This is a genomic window from Bacillus sp. JZ105 (assembly GCF_053903125.1).
This window is the reverse complement of the sequence record NZ_CP096387.1, coordinates 2,204,278-2,220,977: the sequence shown is the minus strand read 5'-3', so window position 1 is coordinate 2,220,977 and position 16,700 is coordinate 2,204,278. Positions and strand designations below refer to the sequence as shown.

Sequence of the window (16,700 nt, the reverse complement as noted above, 5' to 3'; positions counted from 1 at the left end):
GGTAGTGGTAAAATGGTGAAGAAAAAACAAATGACGAATTAAACTATGAAGAATACGGGAGGCACAATCAAAGATGAGCGGTTTTACAGCATTAAGTGAAGCAGAATTGAATGACCTATATGTGGCACTACAAAATGAGTATGAAACTTACAAAAGTAAAAACTTGCACTTAGACATGTCTAGAGGGAAGCCTTCACCAAAACAGCTCGATTTGTCTATGGGCATGCTTGATGTTGTGACATCAAAGGATGCAATGACAGCTGAAGATGGCACAGATGTGCGAAACTATGGCGGCTTGACAGGCCTTCCTGAAACGAAGAAATTTTTTGCAGATGTACTCAATTTAAAACCAGAACAAATCATCATCGGCGGTAATTCAAGCCTGAATATGATGCATGATACCATTGCACGTGCGATGACTCACGGCGTATGTGACAGCAAAACACCTTGGGGAGAGCTGCCAAAGGTCAAATTCCTTGCACCAAGCCCAGGGTATGACCGTCATTTTGCCATTTGTGAGCTATTTAACATAGAGATGATCACGGTCGATATGAAGGCTGATGGACCTGATATGGATCAGGTAGAAAAATTGGTCGCAGAAGATGAAGCGATTAAAGGCATTTGGTGTGTACCGAAATATAGCAATCCAGACGGCATTACGTATTCAGATGAAGTCGTTGACCGCCTAGCTTCAATGAAAACAAAAGCAGACGACTTCCGCATCTTTTGGGATGATGCATATGCAGTCCACCATCTAACGGATACACCTGATACGTTAAAAGATATTTTTCAAGCAATTGAAGAGGCAGGATACCCGAACCGTGTGTTTATGTTTGCGTCTACGTCTAAAATTACATTCCCAGGCTCAGGTGTTGCACTGATGGCGTCTAGCCCTGACAATGTAAGCTTCACTCAAAAGCAATTATCGATTCAAACGATCGGACCAGACAAAATTAATCAACTAAGACATCTTCGTTTCTTCCAAAATCCAGAAGGTTTGAAGGAACATATGAAAAAGCATGCGGCGATCATTAAGCCAAAATTTGATCTCGTTCTTTCCATTCTTGACGAAAAACTTGGCGGGAAGGGCATCGCTGAATGGCACAAACCAAATGGCGGATATTTCATTAGTTTAAATACAATTGATCATTGTGCAAAAGCTGTTGTGCAAAAAGCAAAAGAAGCAGGTGTCACCATGACAGGTGCAGGTGCAACATACCCATATGGAAAAGATCCGCTTGATCGTAACATTCGCATTGCACCAACATTCCCGGCTCTTGAAGAACTAGAGCAAGCGATTGATATCTTTACAGTATGTGTTCAGCTTGTCAGCATTGAAAAGCTGCTTTCAGAAAAAAGTCAATCTGCACCAACGGCATAAATAAAAGAAACTCCTTGACTCATAATGGGTCAAGGAGTTTTTTATTTTAATTAGCAGTTTGATAATAGGAGACAGGTTGTTTGGCTGCGCACCATACATCATAGATAGCAAGCTGCACAATATGCGGTTCATCATGATGAATATAGTGCGAGCTGTTTTGCGCCTGAATCCATCCGCTTTGGGATGACAAAGACAGTAAGCGTTTATGAAGTCTGAGCCAAGCTTCATGAGCTGGGTGAAACAATCGGCTCTTACCTGATGAAATGACAAGAAGCGGCATCATTCCATAATGGGTTTGCTCCTCTTTGATTGTGCTTAGCATTTGCTGAAAGTCCTCATGCGTACATTCTGCTGTAAACTGCGCCATATATGAAGTGTGTTCTTCCTTTGATAAAAGCGGCAGGATCACCTGCTCTTGCTCCTCACTTGCTGGGTCTAACAGCACCATGCCAATGACATCATCTCCTCTGCGGCTTGCCCATAGCCGGCTGACAAGTGAGCCAAATGAGTGAGCAACAATAAGAAATGGCGGCTGAATATTGGCTTCTTTCAGCAGTGCATCTAAATCATCAGCGAGGTCATGCAAAGTTCTTCCTTCACCGCTCTCACTGCTCTTTCCATTTCCTAAACGGTCGTATAAGAAAACCCCAAGCTCTGGGTCAATATCACGTGCCATATTCAACCACGTATCACTAGAAATGCCGTAGCCTGCTTCAAAGATAATCGTGGCTTGCCTTTTGCCTTGACGATGTTTTGTATAAAAGTGGTGTCCATCTATATGATACATTTTTTCAATCATTGCCGAATTCATTCTTCCATCTCCTCTAAGTGGTTCTTTAGCTAAAAGACGGCACAAAAGGCAGATTTGTTTCTCTTAAAAACAAAAAAGATGCCTATTTCGAAAAATAGACACCTTTTTTCCTAAGAGCTTTTACCAAGCGAGATCATATTGACGCGGGCTTTCGATGGATGTACGGAGCTCTTGAGCAGCTGTTTTTGGGAAGTATGGATTCCGTAAAAATTCTCTGCCAATAAAGATCAAATCCGCACGCTGATTTTGTAAAATCTCCTCTGCCTGTACACCAGATGTGATGAGACCGACAGCAGCTGTTTGAATGCCGGCACCTTCTTTTATTTTCTCTGCGAATGTTACTTGATAGCCGGGGAATGTATTGATTTTCGCCTGTACGACAGCACCTGAGCTGACATCAATTAAGTCGACACCTTGCTCTTTGAGCCAAGTGGCAATCCCAATATAGTCTGCAATATCAAGTCCTTTTGTTGTGTAATCAGAAGCCGATACACGGACAAATAAAGGTCCGTCCCATACAGCGTTGACTGCGTCTACCACTTCTCTTAAGAAGCGATAACGGTTCTCTGGTGAACCGCCATAGTCGTCTGTTCGGTGGTTCGCCAGCGGTGAAAGAAATTCATTGATCAAATAGCCATGTGCACCATGAATTTCAATGATGTCAAAGCCCGCTTTTTTTGCCCGTACAGCTGCATCCTGAAACGCCTGAACGGTATCTTTGATTTGATCAACAGACATCTCGACAGGGGTTTTAGATGTTTCATCAAATGGGATGCTGGATGGTGCAAGAATGTCTCCATCAAGTTCAGCTTTACGTCCTGCATGGGCTAGCTGGATGGCTGTCTTCGTTCCGTATGCTTTGATTTGTTCGTTTAATGAAGCGAATCCTTCAATGTGCTCATCGCTCCAAATACCGAGGTCTTGATCACTAATTCTTCCCTCAGGAGATACAGCGCTTGCTTCCACCATGATGAGACCAGCCTGACCTTGTGCACGGGAAATATAATGTGTGAAGTGGAAAGGCTGTAATTTCCCATCACGGTCATAGGATGAATACATACACATCGGGGACATCACGATGCGGTTTTTCAGTGTAACACCTTTTAATGTCCAAGGTGAAAAGAGTTTTGTTTCCAAGTACCTTCGCCTCCTCATGGAATTGTATAGCCGATTATAACAGCCATTCAAACTTTCGTCATAAAAGGTGCTCAAAGAATATAGCTTTTATAAACGTTTTTGTATAATGGAGAGATAGAGACATCAAAGGGGGAGAACGGATGAAATGGCAAACAGAGAGTGAACTAAGGGAGCTCCTGACAGCTCTTATGCAGTATGAAAGCATATCAGGAACAACAGGAGAAGTCGCGTTAGCAGAATATTTATATTATTTGCTGAGAGAGCGGCCTTATTTTGAAGAGAATCCTGATCATTTGGCTTTGCATCCGATGAAAGATGGCCGGTATTATTTAACGGCACTTGTGAAGCGCAGTACGCTGCGGCGTACCGTGCTGCTTCTTAGTCACTTTGATGTAGTCGATACAGAAGATTACGGCGAATTTCAAAACATGGCATGCAAGCCTGAAGAGTTAATGGCTTCCTTTTCACAAAAAAGTGCGCTTCTTCCAAAGAGGGCAAGAGAGGACCTTGCTTCAGGCGACTGGTTGTTTGGTAGAGGGGCCATGGATATGAAAGCAGGTCTCACCGTGCAGCTTTCTATGCTGGAAAGAGCGATGACAGAAACATTTGATGGAAATGTCCTGCTCGTCACAGTTCCTGATGAAGAAGTGAATTCACAAGGAATGCTTGAGGCTGTGCCGAAACTAAAAGAGCTTAGAGAAAAACATGATCTTGACTATACCGCGTGTTTAAACAGTGAGCCGATGTTTGAAAAGTATCCAGGGGATGAACATCATTATATGTATACAGGCAGTATAGGAAAGGTATTAGCCGGATTTTTCTGTAAAGGGATTGAAACACATGTGGGAGAGCCTTTCTCAGGCTTAAATGCGAATTATATGGTATCTGAACTAAACAGGCTGTTAGAGCTCAATAGTGATTATTGTGAGGAAGTAGATGGTGAAGTAACACCGCCTCCAACGAACTTAATGCAAAAGGACTTGAAAGAAGCCTATTCCGTTCAAACACCTCACACAGCCGTATCTTTATTTAATGTGCTCATGATGAAACGTTCAAGTGAAGAACTGCACGGCCTTCTCTATGAAACTGCGAAACAAGCAGCAGACCAAATCGAGGCCAATCTTCAGCAAAAAACAGCGGACTTTCAGCGCTTTAAACACTTTACTCCAATTGACACTCAGGTGACGGTTCTTACGTATCACGAGCTGTATCAAAAAGCCGCAGAACGCTCTGGTGAACAGGAAGTCGAGCGCATTGTCAATTATGCATTCGCCAACCGAGGTGAACTTGGAGATCGTGATTTTTCAACGAAAATTGTCTCGGAGCTGACGGCGTTATGTAAGGAAGAAGGACCGCTCATTGTGCTATTTTATAGTCCGCCATTTTACCCTTCGGTGTCCTCAACAGAAGATCCTCATATTCAGAAGACATTCAAGAAGATTCAAAAAGAGGCAAAAGAGGTGTATGGGCTTGAAGTAGAGGAAGTGAAATATTTCCCAGGATTGTCTGATTTAAGCTACTTACAGCTCGAAAAGCAGGAAGTAGGTCATTATACAACCAATATGCCGCTTTACCAAAAAGGCTATTCTTTACCGCAAGGAGAAAAGGAAGCCCTTTATGTTCCAGTCATCAACGTAGGTCCACTAGGAAAGGACCCGCACAAATGGACAGAGCGGCTGCACGTCCCGTTCTCTTTTGGCATTTTGCCAGAATTGCTAGAATCAACGATTCATGCTTTATTAGAGAAAAAATAAGTAGGTGTAATGAAGAGCTCTATCTTGATGATAGGGCTTCTATTTAATAAATAGAAAATGATATTAAAGAAGACTTACATTTATTTGAAGGGGGGTAAGAAAATTAAATGGAAACTGGGAAATTAACAAAAACAGACATCATCACATCGCTTCAGGAAAGTATGAGTGAACTAGAGAAGCTAGTGGAGGCTTGTGATGATTATACACTGGATCGATCTTTAGGGGAGGATAAATGGTCAATTAAGCAGCTCACCGGGCATTTGTATGACACAGAAGAAGTCTGGTCAGAGCGGATAGAGCAGGCGATATCAGATCATCACAAGCCCTTTCAATCATATGATCCTGAAATGTATGTGCAAGAAAGAGCGTATGAATGGTATAACGCAGAGGAGATCAAAGCATTGATCAAACGGATGAAAGAGAGAAGAAACAACACGCTTCGGCTATTAGAAAAAGATATATGGGAACAATCAGGTCTGCATCCGGAAGAAGGAGTGATGACCGTCCAAGTATTAGCTGAAACCATCGCTTTACATGAACAACATCATCTGGATCAAATCAAAGCCATCATGTCAATGAGGCAGTGAAAAGCACCTGTATTAAAACAGGTGCTTTTCAATTTCATTTATACGTACTTGCTGAAAACATTTCGTTTAATTCTGCTGCGCGTTTAGTGGCTGTTTTGACACAATCGACAACGGCCTCTTCAAATTGATAGGCAGCCAGTGTGTTCAGGCCGGCTTCTGTTGTTCCGCCTTCACTTGTGATTTCTTTGCGCAGTTCGGCCGGCTCTTTTCCGCTGTCTTGAAGCATATTAGCGGCGCCCGCAATCATTTGGCAAATGAGTAATTTCGCAGTTGCTTGGTCCATTCCAAGTTCCGAAGCACCTCGCTCCATTCCTTCAATCAAATGATAAATTAAGGCAGGGCCGCTGCCTGCGATGGCTGTCACAGCATTTAGCTGCGATTCATCTAATACTGTGACATGCCCGATTGTTTCAAACAGCTCGACGGCCTTTTTCTTTTGCTCCTCTGTCACTTCATGACTTACGGCAATACCTGTTGCTGACTGCTGAATCGCCGCTGATGTATTTGGCATCGCACGAACGACTGCACTCTTTCCGCCAGCATAGTGTTGAATCGTTTCAATAGAAATACCCGCTAAAATAGAAATGATCAGTTGTCCATGTAAATGAGGGCGGACTTCAGAAATTCCGCTTTCTGCATCCTTCGGTTTTAAGGCAAAAACGAGAATATCCGCTTCTTTATAAATAAAGGACCGGGCGAAATCCGTTTTGACCCCATAACGCGCCTGTAATTCCTCTAATCGTTTTTCATTCGTTTTGTTTGTGACAATGATATCTTCATTCGACATCATGCCGCTTTTTAATAAACCTTTGATCATAGACTCTGCCATTGAGCCTGCACCGATAAATCCAATTTTACTCATAAGCTGCCTCCTCCTTGTAGAAAATAAAAAAACCTCTCGCCTGAAAAGGACGAAAGGTTTTTCGCGGTACCACCCTCAATTAGCATGCAAACATGCATACTCAGCTCTAGTCCCTTAACGCGGGAAACGTTTAGGTTTGCCTAACAGCTCAAAGGGCAGGTTCAGCAAATAAGAGGATGGTGAAGTCTTTCAGCCGGCGGACCTCACTCTCTTGCATCATTATTTTGCTTACTAATCCTTGTCATCGCGCATCATATATTTGTTGTTCATTATGCAACGATGGACAAGTTTATGTCAATAGGGGCAGTTAAAAAAATTGCCCGTCTAAACCGCATGACAGTCTGCCTTTTGCAAGATACAATGAAGTAAGAAGGCTTAAGTACCCACAATCATGAGTCAAAAAGCAGGAGATGACGTATAAAAGTGAAAGAAGACATCATTCAATTATCCATCCCGACGCCGTTTGCCGTTGGGGATGTGCATGCATATGTATTAAAAGGAGAGGCCGTAACCTTAGTAGATTGCGGGCCGATGACAGAAGAGGCAGAGCATGCTTTTGTCACGCAATTAAAGGAACATCGTTTATCGATAGACGATATTGATCAGGTGGTGCTGACCCATCATCATGCAGATCATGTCGGTCTTTTAAATCTGATGAAACCTCATGTCCGTGTGATCGGACACCAGCTGAATGAACCGTATATTAGTCAGGATCCAGTGTTTAAGCAGCGCCAAGTGGACTTTATGGTTCCTTTTTTTCAGCAGTTAGGTGTCCCGCTTCGGCAAAATGAGTGTGAAAAAATGGTGAAGCAATCTTATACATATTCTTGTACTTCACATGTAGATGAGATCATAAAAGAAGGTGATCGTTTAAGCGGGCATGAACACTTCTTTGTGATGGAAACACCCGGACACGCACAGTCTCATCTTTCCTTTTTAGATGAAACAACGGGGAATTTTATTGGCGGCGACCTGCTTTTGACGACCATTTCTTCAAATCCGTTAATGGAAGCACCGTATGAGGGCGAGGAACGTCAAAAATCACTGCTTCAATATAAAGCATCACTCAATCGGTTATTGCGTCTGCCAATCAAGACGATTTATCCAGGACATGGTCAGCTCATCACGTCCCACCAGGAATTGATTGGAGAAAGATTTAAGAAACAAGAGAAACGGGCAAATACGATATATCAGCTGCTTAAACAAAAAGAAATGACGGCCTTTCATCTTTGCCGCAAGCTATTTCCAGTAATGTATGAAGAGGCCTTGTTTTTAACGATGTCAGAGACAGTCGGACAGCTGGATGTGCTCTTAGCGGCTGGGCAAATAGAAGAAGTGCAAAAAGACGGAATCGTCTATTATAGGGCAAACTAAGGAGTGAAACGCATGGGGCGATTGACAGGAAAAAGAATTTGGATTACAGGCGCATCTGGAGGCATTGGTGAAAAAATGGCGTACTTGGCAGCAGAAGAAGGAGCAGAGGTCATTATTTCAGCAAGACGAGTGGAAAAGCTTACTGGTGTGAAAGAAAAAATTATGAGTGCTGGCGGTGTGTGTCACATCGCTCAGCTTGATGTCAGCCAGCTTGAGGACATTGATCGCGCGTATGAAGAAGTGGGACCGGTCGATATTTTGGTCAACAATGCCGGCTTTGGCGTATTCGATCTCGTCGAAGATGCCTCCATAGAGGAAATGGTGTCGATGTTTGAGGTGAATGTGCTTGGCTTAATCGCCTGCACGAAAAAGGTCATCCCTGAGATGAAGCAAAGAGGGCAGGGACATATTATCAATATCGCATCCCAGGCAGGAAAGATTGCGACACCCAAATCAGCGATTTATTCCGCATCAAAGCATGCCGTTCTTGGATTTTCAAACAGCCTCAGAATGGAGCTGGCAGACTCAGGCATTCACGTGACGACGGTCAACCCAGGACCGATTGCCACAGACTTTTTTACCATCGCTGACCGCAGCGGTGAATATGTGAAGAACGTTGATTTTATGATACTGAGTGCGGACAAGGTGGCAGGGAAGGTCGTATCTGCCATGATGACGAAAAAGAGAGAGATTAATCTGCCCGGCTGGATGAACGCTGGCAGCAAATTGTATCAGTTATTCCCATTTTTATTTGAAAAAGCAGCACGAAAAGCGATGATGAAAAAGTAACAAAAAAGAAACCGGTTTTGAACTGGTTTCTTTTTTTGAGGTAAGGTTTCATTGTGACACTTTCTATATCCGTCTTGCTGCTTGCTGAAGCGGGTCCCATACACTGTTAAACGGCGGTGCATAGCTAATATCTAAATCTTCAAGATCTGTGATGGTCAGCTCTTGGTAAAGGGCAGCCGCCACGATATCGATCCGTTTATCCACACCGTTTCTGCCGATGATTTGGGCACCAAGCAAGGTATGGTCATCGCTTCTGTAAATCAGTTTCACTTTCATTTTCTGCGCTTTTGGGTAATATTTCGCGTGATCTGTACTATCAATGGTGATGACGGAGAAAGGAATGTCTGCCTCTTTTGCTTCTTTTTCTGATAAGCCTGTTCGTCCCGCTGTCACGTCCATAAATTTCATGACGGCTGTTCCAGTCACGCCTTGAAACGCCCGGTTTGTCCCTGTCATATGAAAGCCTGCGATTCTCCCTTGTTTATTCGCAGTTGTGCCAAGCGGAATATAATCCAGTGATTTTTTGATGCGGTGATAGGTCGCCGCGCAATCACCGGCAGCATAAATGTCTTTTATATTGGTTTGCATGTATTGATTTACTGCAATAGCGCCATTTTGAAGACGCTTGATGCCGGTATTATGTAAAAAGGAGGTTTGCGGAGTGACGCCGATGGCCATGATGACCATATCTGTTTGAATGGTCTGTTTGTCTGTGATAACAGCTGTGACATGTGACTTGCCTTCTAATTGCTGTACCGTTTCTCCAAGCGATACGTGAATGCCCTTGGCGTCAGCCTCTTCTTTAAGGTATTTTGCCATATCGGAGTCAAAGCCCGGGCCGAGTGCTGCTCCCCGCTGAATGATATGTACGTTTTTTCCAAGCCCTTTTAAATTTTCAGCCATTTCAAGGCCGATATATCCACCGCCAATGATCGTGACATGTGTGATGTCCTTTTCTAAATGGTCTAAAATGGACAGCGCATGCGGGATGGTTTTTAATACGTGTACGCCTTCTAATGGCTGGCTGTCTAAATCCAGTGTGACAGGGATTGCTCCTGTCGCAATTAAGAGGCGGTCGTAGCTTTCTGTAAAGGGTTCTTTTGTTTTCGTATGATGACCCGACACTGTTTTTTGCTCTGGGTCAATGGAGGTCACTTCGTGTAAGCATCTGGCGTCAATTCCATATTTCCCACGAAAGGTTTCAGCACTGCGTGCGATCAGCTTTCTGTGATCATCAATGAGACCGCCGATCAAGTAGGGGAGTCCGCACTGTCCATATGAGAAAATCTCTCCTTTTTCAAAAGCAACAATGTATGCATTTGGATCCTCTCTATATATTTGCATAGCGCAGCTCATTCCAGCTGCATCTCCGCCAATCATCACATATTTCATTTAGTGTGCTCCCTTCTATCTATCGTACTGAATACTCTTATTTACCCTCATTTTCCTTTTTTTAATGCTTTTTTTCGTGAAAGAAGCAAACTTTCGTTGAAAAATAAAGACAGCGCCTTCATTTTAAGCTACAATCGGATTATCGTCTTTTTGGGTTACGAGTTTAGTGAAGATTGGTGGGAAAGACTTTGAGTGACACGCGACTAGATTTTAATACGCTATACACGCGCCATACGAGAGAGGCCTGGGCAGCTCTTGGAGAATATATGCCGGTATCTGTTTCAGAAGAGGAAGCGAGAGCGCTGCAAGGGTTAAATGATTATTTATCGCTTGAAGAAGTTCGAGATATTTACATACCGCTTATTCGTTTTCTGACGTTACATGTCTTTGCAGAAAAACAAAAAAACCAGCATGTGAATGCCTTTTTAAACTACCCGCATCATGCCAAAATTCCCTTTTTAATTGGGATTGCTGGAAGTGTAGCTGTCGGGAAAAGCACAACCGCTCGTATCATTGAAACGCTTTTATCGAGGCTTGGAGATGGGCTGAAAGTAAGTCTTGTAACAACAGATGGCTTTTTATATCCTCAAAAAGAATTAAAGGATCGAGGTCTGATGGAAAAGAAAGGCTTTCCGGAAAGCTATGATGTCAAAGCCCTGCTGTCTTTTTTAAATGAATTAAAATCAGGTAAACAAACTGTGCATGCCCCGGTATATTCTCATCTGACCTATGACCGGCTTGAAGGGGTGTATGAAACAGTAGAGGATGCGGATATTGTCATTATTGAAGGAATCAATGTACTCCAATCACCAGCGCTGGATGATCTGAAGGATGAACCGCGTGTGTTTGTATCAGATTTCTTTGATTTTTCGATTTATGTAGACGCCGCTGAAACGCAAATTCAATCATGGTATAAAGAACGATTTCGTTTGCTAAGGGAAACAGCCTTCCAAGACCCTGAATCCTTCTTTCATCAATATAAAGATTTGACGGATGAAGAGGCAGATCAAATGGCAAGCACCATTTGGAATACCGTGAACCGCCCAAATTTATACCAAAATATTTTACCGACAAAATATCGAGCTGATCTCATTTTGAAAAAAGGGGATCAGCACAAGGTGGAAGAGATCGCCATCCGCCGTGTATAAAGAAAAAACCGCTCAAACGAGAGAGCGGTTTTTTCTAATGATCTCCACTTACTTAACAGCTATGGCTGCTGCCGATCGCTTTTTTAGACGGTAATATCCAATGAGTAAGAAGGGAACGCCTGCGATGGTGATCACTGACAAGACTGTAAAAATGGAGAGGGGATGGGCTGCGCCAAAATAGTCAATGCAAAGTCCGCCGACAAATGGTCCGATGACGCTGCCGAGCTGAGAAAATCCCATCGCCCCAAAGTACGATCCCTTGACTTCAGGCTTTGCAATATTGTCTACAAAAAGATCCATCATCGCAAACAGCAGAACCTCCCCAATCGTAAACACGACAATGATGAAAGCAAGCATGCCAAGACTTTGTGAAAAAGCAATGGCAAACAAACTGCCGGCAAGAAGAATATTCCCGGTGGTCAGCGACAAAATGGTGGAGTAGCGCTTCGCAATCATGATGAGCGGATATTGTACGACAATGACAACCACTGCATTTAAAGATAAAAGATATCCAAACAGTTTAGGACCATCCTCAATCATAGGTGACGCTGATAAGTATTGAGGCAGTGTTGAGCTTAAATGCGAATACCCGAATGAACATAAGGTAACGCCGATGAGGATGATGCTAAAGACCGTATCTTTTTGGATAATGGAAAGGGCTTTTTTGACGCTGATTTGTTTCGTACTTTCTGGAGCAGCAACTGGATGCTTCTGAAATTGCCAGGCCAGTGTTAATCCATATAACAAATAAATAAAGGCAGCGACAAGAAATGGAAATGTTGTTTTCGATGATCCGAGATATAAGCCAAGCAGCGGGCCGAAAATCACACCAATATTAATGGCCGTATACCGTAAATTAAAAACAAACAACCGAATACTTGATGGGGTGACATCAGATAAGAGTGCCTTAGACGTCGGTTCAAACAGTGCCCGGCACAGTCCATTTAAAGCGTTCATGAGAAAGAAGACCCAAATGGCATCTGCAAACGCAAAGCCGACAAAGACAAGTGTCCAGCCAAAGATGGATAGAAGCATGACCTTTTTTCTGCCGATTCGGTCAGAGACATAGCCGCCGTAAAAACTCGCCACGATCCCAATAAGGGAGCTGACGGCAATGATTAACCCAGCTGCAGAAGCTGAAGCCCCTTTGACTTGTGTCAAATAAACGGCCAAAAAAGGAATGCTCATGGACGTCGCCATTCGGCCGAATATGGTGCCGATGATGATCGTCCAACTAAGTGGATGTAAAGTACGTAAGTTATTTTTCATGATGCTTCTCCCCTGAGTGTTAAGATGTTCCAATCATACATGAAAAATTGTGCAAATTAAATACACAATTTGATGGAGGAGACATCCGCCATATGACAGAGGCGCCCCGAATAGCTCGCAAATTTGGAGCGCATGTTTTTTTCTGCCGATGCTTCTATGTCTTTTAAAACTTCTGATGCGTATGGTCATTTAAAGACAATTTAATCAAGATCAATCGCGACAATTTGCTGCAAGGACAGATGGAGAACATCTTCATCATTGACGATTTTTATGCGCCGGGTTTCATAATGAATGGCTTTCACCCAGCCCCAAAACTGCTGTTTCATACCTGCTGCAGCATATGTTACGCAAATCGCTTGGTCCTCTGTAATCGACTGTGTGATCAAAAAATTCATTTCCTCTAGCTGATCAGTGCTCAGCGGAGGAGGCGTGTATTCTTTTTTCTTCCGTTTTTGAGCAAGCAGCTGTTCACGGTGCTCTGGGAGCATCATTCGGCTTGATTCCCACATGATGTTGTATCCAGGTGTTAATTTATTGGGATTCATGGCTGTTCGCCTCCGTTATTTGTAATGTCCACCAATTTTTTCGGCGCGGTGATACGCCTGCCCTGCGCTTGTTAGTGACGAGGCGTGCAAGAGTGCAGCAGGCCCATACTTCATATGGAGCGCATCAAATACTTTGCTGAGCCGGTCTTTTTTTAAATGGTGATCAAATAAACTCAGCTGATATTGGCTGTCAGGCTGCAGCTGCGAGAGAGTAATGCCTACACTGCGAATGGGCTGGCCGTCCCAGTGCTGCTGGCATAGCTGAATGGCTGCGTCTGCAATATCTCTCCCGTACTGTGTGGGGGAATGGAGCTTGATTTGTCTATGAAATCCAGTCGGATGAGAAAAATCAGCGCCTCTTACGCCAACAGACACCGTTTGCCCAACATAATGCTTAAAGCGCGCACGTCTTGCGACTTCTTCACTCAATTCAAGAAGGGCGACTTTGATGTCCTCAAAGGACGCATAATCATGGGGAAGGGTCATATGATGCCCAACCGCTTTTTGCTGATCATGTGTGTGAAGAGTGACCGGGGAGGGATCGTGTCCTAAAGCTGTTCGCTGCAGAAGCTCCCCGTTGATTCCCCAGCGTTTTTTTAGCCGGTCTAACGGATAAGCAGCAAGCGTCCCGATGGTACTGATACCCATTCGTTTTAAATGGTGCTCCATCCGTTTGCCGACACCAAATAATTTTCCAATCGGAAGCGGCCATAAATCAGCCGCCACCCGGTCTGCACGAAGTTCATAGATGCCAGATTTGTTTTTTTTAGCAAAATGGTCACAGGCCATTTTAGCGAGCACTTTATTAGGACCAATGCCAACACGTGCGTAAATGCCTGTCTGGTTCATAATGGTCGTTTGTATATTTTGAGCGATCTCGCGGGGCGAACCGAGTAGTGTCACACTTCCCGTAATATCGAGAAACTGTTCATCAATTGAATAGGGTTCGACAAGATCTGTGTATTGTTCAAGCAGTTCTGTCATCATGACAGAGACATCAAGGTAGCGTTGCATACGTGGACGTACGACGACGGCTTCAGGGCATTTCTCCTGTGCTTCCCATAATCTTGATGCATTTTGTACGCCCCGTTTTTTAGCGAGCGGGCAGGCTGCAAGTACGACCCCGCTTCGCCGCTCGGGATCTCCTGAGACGATGAGCGGCACATCCTTCAAATGGGGAGCCTCCACTTTTTCGACTGACGCATAAAACGACTGCATATCCACAAGCAGAATGGCTCGTTCATTCATGATTTTCACCTCTTAGAACGTATGTTCTGTATACATTTTAACCGTCAGGAGGTGAAATTGATACTGGTAAATCATTCAAAGAGAAGAGTGTAAAGCCATACAAAAAAAGACGAAGTGTCTCCACTTCGTCTCATCTGGGTAAAATAAGTCATTTTAAGCATGTGCCAAGTTGTTGGATGTTTGGAGCGGCTCAGAACGCAAACGATAGGCCGTTAGTTTTTTCTTAGGCTTATGGGTAAACTGCCGCACCACATCCACGTGGTCAACGTAATGATATAGATAAAGGGTTACATCATGCTTGCCAAGCTTTGTTTGCATAGTAAGCGGTGCCGGCCCTTCCTGCGGATGAAGAAAACGCTCTTCGTCACCAGGATAAATATAATAGCGTTCAATAAAGATCGCATCATTAAAATGTTGAATAATTTCGGATGTTTGCTGATCATCGAGTGGACGTCCTTGAAACGTCATCGTTGTTTGATCACTTGTTACTTTTGCATGCACCGCATAACGACTAAAAAGGCGTTCAACAACACCCGAAGGCAGCGAAGTGACAAGCAGCTTTAAAAGACTAAACACAACAAGTGAAGTAACCATCCAAACCAATATCATCATCTCCAATAAACATTTGTTCCATTTCCTATATGAACCATCTTAACATAACAAAAGAATAATACTTTCGCACAAAAAGTGAACTTTTTGAAATAAGTGTGAAGATTTAAAAGGAGATGACAGCGAAAGAACGAAGAACCAACAAAGCTGAAAGGAAAAAGGCTGATCCATCATCTTTACAAACAATTGATCAGACAGGTAGACTATTGAAATAGTTGTTTTTTTGTGAAAAAAGAGCGGTACAACTAAAAATGAAAAGGGGCGAGGCCACCATGATACGTCAAGTGAAGCCGTCAGATTTTTATGCGGTCACATCCGTCATTCAAAGCTGGTGGGGAGGCAGAGATTTGCGCGCAAAATTGCCAAAGCTATTTTTCGAACATTTTCAGCAAACAAGTTTTGTCGTTGTTGAAAAAGGTGAACTGATCGGCTTTTTAGTCGGTTTTTTATCGCAATCGCATTCAGATGAAGCGTATATTCACTTTGTTGGGGTACATCCAGACCATCGGAAATTGAAGATTGGCAAAATTCTCTATCAAGCGTTTTATGAAGCGGCTGAAAAGGAAGGAAGAACAACGATTAAGGCCATTACAGCTCCTGTCAATAAAGTCTCGATTGCTTACCATACAAAGCTCGGTTTTCAGATAGAAAAGGGAGATAAAACAGTGGATGGAATTTCAGTTTTTTCAGATTACGACGGCATTCATGAAGACCGGGTGCTATTTGTGAAAAAGCTGGAGGCGAAAGCATGATCATCAGACTGGATCAAAAAAATAAAGAACAAGCAAAAGAGCTGTTACATATCCAATTGGCTGCATATCAGCGGGAGGCAGAACAAATTGGCTATCAAGATTTACCGCCCTTAAAAGAAACGATTCAAGACATAATGGAAACAGATGAGATTTTCATAGGATTTGAAAAAGAGGGGCATTTGTTAGGGATCGCTTCATATGAAATGCATGACGATCGGATCATCCTCAGCCGGTTAGCTGTACACCCACATCATGTCAATCAAGGAATCGGGACAGCGCTCCTGCAATCCATTATCCAGCATCAAAAAACAATCGAGCTCACAACAGCAGAGGCAAATACACCAGCAATCAAGCTTTATGAAAAACTAGGATTTAAACAGAAGGCCCGTTTGCAGGTGGAAAACAAGCTGATGTTAACAAAGATGGAACGTTTGATGCTTCGAAAGGTGGAAGTGATTGAATACCAATCGAGCTGGCCAAAACAATTTCAAGATGAGCATGACAAGCTGAAAAAGATAGTTGGCGACAACTGGGTATATGGCCACCATATTGGCAGTACGTCAGTCATAGGAATGGCGGCTAAGCCAATGATTGATATCTTGCTAGAGGTGAAGCATATCAGCACCTTAGATGAGTGTAACCACCTGTTTCGCCAGCTTGGATATGAACCGCTCGGAGAACATGGACTTAAGGGAAGACGTTTTTTTAGAAAAGGCGGCTTGAACCGAACACATCACGTTCACGCCTATGAAGCCGGCCATGATGATGTAAAAAGGCATTTGGTGTTCCGAGATTATTTAAAAGCTGCACCTGATCGTGCCAAAGCCTATGCAGATAAAAAGCGTCAATTGGCAAAAGCCTATCCTGAAGATATGGCAAGTTATATCAAAGGAAAAGATGAGCTCATTAAAGAAATTGAACAAGAAGCGTACAATTGGTCAGACCTAAAGACAAATGATCAGACATAAGAGCTGACAGGGCGTGAACATGTTTAATTGATGACTGATATGTTACAATGTAACAATCAACGAAAAAAGGATGT

16 protein-coding genes and 1 other annotated feature are annotated in these 16,700 nt (G+C 43.3%); of the genes, 8 read left to right on the top strand and 8 right to left on the bottom strand.

Features of this window, described 5'->3' with window-relative positions:
• Window positions 1-73: 73 nt before the first annotated feature.
• Window positions 74-1,381 carry an aminotransferase class I/II-fold pyridoxal phosphate-dependent enzyme gene (locus M1D81_RS11275; RefSeq protein ID WP_456266870.1) on the top strand — a complete coding sequence of 436 codons (1,308 nt, stop codon included), beginning with the start codon at window positions 74-76 and terminating at the stop codon, window positions 1,379-1,381.
• Between the two features lie 46 nt (window positions 1,382-1,427).
• On the opposite strand, the gene M1D81_RS11270 is transcribed toward M1D81_RS11275, so the two are convergent.
• Window positions 1,428-2,192 (bottom strand): alpha/beta fold hydrolase, encoded by a 765-nt coding sequence (locus M1D81_RS11270; RefSeq protein ID WP_456266871.1) that lies wholly within the window; start codon window positions 2,190-2,192, stop codon window positions 1,428-1,430.
• Between the two features lie 120 nt (window positions 2,193-2,312).
• Window positions 2,313-3,329, bottom strand: a complete 1,017-nt coding sequence (gene namA, locus M1D81_RS11265; protein ID WP_456266872.1) for an NADPH dehydrogenase NamA — start codon at window positions 3,327-3,329, stop codon at window positions 2,313-2,315.
• Window positions 3,330-3,469: 140 nt separating this feature from the next.
• Between namA and M1D81_RS11260 the strand changes: the two genes are divergently transcribed.
• Together M1D81_RS11260 and M1D81_RS11255 are read left to right on the top strand one after the other, a co-directional pair.
• Window positions 3,470-5,083: a M20/M25/M40 family metallo-hydrolase gene (locus M1D81_RS11260; RefSeq protein ID WP_456266873.1), complete on the top strand. Its 1,614-nt coding sequence runs from the start codon at window positions 3,470-3,472 to the stop codon at window positions 5,081-5,083.
• A 107-nt stretch (window positions 5,084-5,190) separates the two neighbouring features.
• A complete protein-coding gene (locus M1D81_RS11255; RefSeq protein WP_125587264.1) occupies window positions 5,191-5,670 on the top strand; it encodes a DinB family protein in 480 nt (159 codons plus the stop codon).
• Window positions 5,671-5,704: 34 nt separating this feature from the next.
• On the opposite strand, the gene proC is transcribed toward M1D81_RS11255, so the two are convergent.
• Window positions 5,705-6,532, bottom strand: a complete 828-nt coding sequence (proC, locus tag M1D81_RS11250) for a pyrroline-5-carboxylate reductase (RefSeq protein WP_456266874.1) — start codon at window positions 6,530-6,532, stop codon at window positions 5,705-5,707.
• A 42-nt stretch (window positions 6,533-6,574) separates the two neighbouring features.
• Window positions 6,575-6,786: a binding site (T-box leader), on the bottom strand.
• Window positions 6,787-6,955: 169 nt separating this feature from the next.
• On the opposite strand from proC, the gene M1D81_RS11245 reads away from it, so the two are divergent.
• Both M1D81_RS11245 and M1D81_RS11240 read left to right on the top strand, forming a co-directional pair.
• Window positions 6,956-7,906 carry an MBL fold metallo-hydrolase gene (locus M1D81_RS11245; protein ID WP_456266875.1) on the top strand — a complete coding sequence of 317 codons (951 nt, stop codon included), beginning with the start codon at window positions 6,956-6,958 and terminating at the stop codon, window positions 7,904-7,906.
• 12 nt (window positions 7,907-7,918) lie between these two features.
• Window positions 7,919-8,695 (top strand): SDR family NAD(P)-dependent oxidoreductase, encoded by a 777-nt coding sequence (locus M1D81_RS11240; RefSeq protein WP_456266876.1) that lies wholly within the window; start codon window positions 7,919-7,921, stop codon window positions 8,693-8,695.
• A 63-nt stretch (window positions 8,696-8,758) separates the two neighbouring features.
• On the opposite strand, the gene M1D81_RS11235 is transcribed toward M1D81_RS11240, so the two are convergent.
• Complete coding sequence (locus M1D81_RS11235) at window positions 8,759-10,087, bottom strand: CoA-disulfide reductase (RefSeq protein WP_456266877.1); 1,329 nt, start codon at window positions 10,085-10,087, stop codon at window positions 8,759-8,761.
• 188 nt (window positions 10,088-10,275) lie between these two features.
• Between M1D81_RS11235 and coaA the strand changes: the two genes are divergently transcribed.
• Window positions 10,276-11,235 carry a type I pantothenate kinase gene (coaA, locus tag M1D81_RS11230; protein WP_024428044.1) on the top strand — a complete coding sequence of 320 codons (960 nt, stop codon included), beginning with the start codon at window positions 10,276-10,278 and terminating at the stop codon, window positions 11,233-11,235.
• 48 nt (window positions 11,236-11,283) lie between these two features.
• Here coaA and M1D81_RS11225 read toward each other — a convergent pair whose 3' ends face one another.
• From M1D81_RS11225 to M1D81_RS11210, 4 genes are all read right to left on the bottom strand, one after another.
• Window positions 11,284-12,504, bottom strand: coding sequence for an MDR family MFS transporter (locus M1D81_RS11225; protein ID WP_456266878.1), 1,221 nt, complete (start codon window positions 12,502-12,504; stop codon window positions 11,284-11,286).
• A 200-nt stretch (window positions 12,505-12,704) separates the two neighbouring features.
• A complete protein-coding gene (locus M1D81_RS11220) occupies window positions 12,705-13,049 on the bottom strand; it encodes a YolD-like family protein (RefSeq protein WP_034280328.1) in 345 nt (114 codons plus the stop codon).
• Between the two features lie 15 nt (window positions 13,050-13,064).
• On the bottom strand, window positions 13,065-14,297 hold the full coding sequence (locus M1D81_RS11215; RefSeq protein WP_456266879.1) for a DNA polymerase IV: 1,233 nt from the start codon (window positions 14,295-14,297) through the stop codon (window positions 13,065-13,067).
• 153 nt (window positions 14,298-14,450) lie between these two features.
• A complete protein-coding gene (locus M1D81_RS11210) occupies window positions 14,451-14,900 on the bottom strand; it encodes a YfmQ family protein (RefSeq protein ID WP_456266880.1) in 450 nt (149 codons plus the stop codon).
• A gap of 278 nt (window positions 14,901-15,178) precedes the next feature.
• On the opposite strand from M1D81_RS11210, the gene M1D81_RS11205 reads away from it, so the two are divergent.
• Together M1D81_RS11205 and M1D81_RS11200 are read left to right on the top strand one after the other, a co-directional pair.
• The gene (locus M1D81_RS11205) at window positions 15,179-15,658 is read left to right on the top strand and encodes a GNAT family N-acetyltransferase (RefSeq protein WP_024428048.1); all 480 of its coding nucleotides are present in this window, start codon (window positions 15,179-15,181) and stop codon (window positions 15,656-15,658) included.
• Entirely contained in the window at window positions 15,655-16,626 is a 972-nt protein-coding gene (locus tag M1D81_RS11200) for a GNAT family N-acetyltransferase (protein ID WP_456266881.1), read from the top strand. The genes M1D81_RS11205 and M1D81_RS11200 overlap by 4 nt, the downstream gene beginning before the upstream one ends.
• The last annotated feature ends 74 nt before the right edge of the window (window positions 16,627-16,700 follow it).

Excerpts from the sequence above, each read along its gene's own strand:
- M1D81_RS11275 (WP_456266870.1), top strand. The coding sequence starts at position 74 with ATGAGCGGTTTTACAGCATTAAGTGAAGCAGAATTGAATGACCTATAT.
- M1D81_RS11270 (WP_456266871.1), bottom strand. The coding sequence starts at position 2,192 with ATGAATTCGGCAATGATTGAAAAAATGTATCATATAGATGGACACCAC.
- M1D81_RS11260 (WP_456266873.1), top strand. The coding sequence starts at position 3,470 with ATGAAATGGCAAACAGAGAGTGAACTAAGGGAGCTCCTGACAGCTCTT.
- M1D81_RS11255 (WP_125587264.1), top strand. The coding sequence starts at position 5,191 with ATGGAAACTGGGAAATTAACAAAAACAGACATCATCACATCGCTTCAG.
- proC (WP_456266874.1), bottom strand. The coding sequence starts at position 6,532 with ATGAGTAAAATTGGATTTATCGGTGCAGGCTCAATGGCAGAGTCTATG.
- M1D81_RS11240 (WP_456266876.1), top strand. The coding sequence starts at position 7,919 with ATGGGGCGATTGACAGGAAAAAGAATTTGGATTACAGGCGCATCTGGA.
- M1D81_RS11235 (WP_456266877.1), bottom strand. The coding sequence starts at position 10,087 with ATGAAATATGTGATGATTGGCGGAGATGCAGCTGGAATGAGCTGCGCT.
- M1D81_RS11225 (WP_456266878.1), bottom strand. The coding sequence starts at position 12,504 with ATGAAAAATAACTTACGTACTTTACATCCACTTAGTTGGACGATCATC.
- M1D81_RS11220 (WP_034280328.1), bottom strand. The coding sequence starts at position 13,049 with ATGAATCCCAATAAATTAACACCTGGATACAACATCATGTGGGAATCA.
- M1D81_RS11215 (WP_456266879.1), bottom strand. The coding sequence starts at position 14,297 with ATGAATGAACGAGCCATTCTGCTTGTGGATATGCAGTCGTTTTATGCG.
- M1D81_RS11205 (WP_024428048.1), top strand. The coding sequence starts at position 15,179 with ATGATACGTCAAGTGAAGCCGTCAGATTTTTATGCGGTCACATCCGTC.
- M1D81_RS11200 (WP_456266881.1), top strand. The coding sequence starts at position 15,655 with ATGATCATCAGACTGGATCAAAAAAATAAAGAACAAGCAAAAGAGCTG.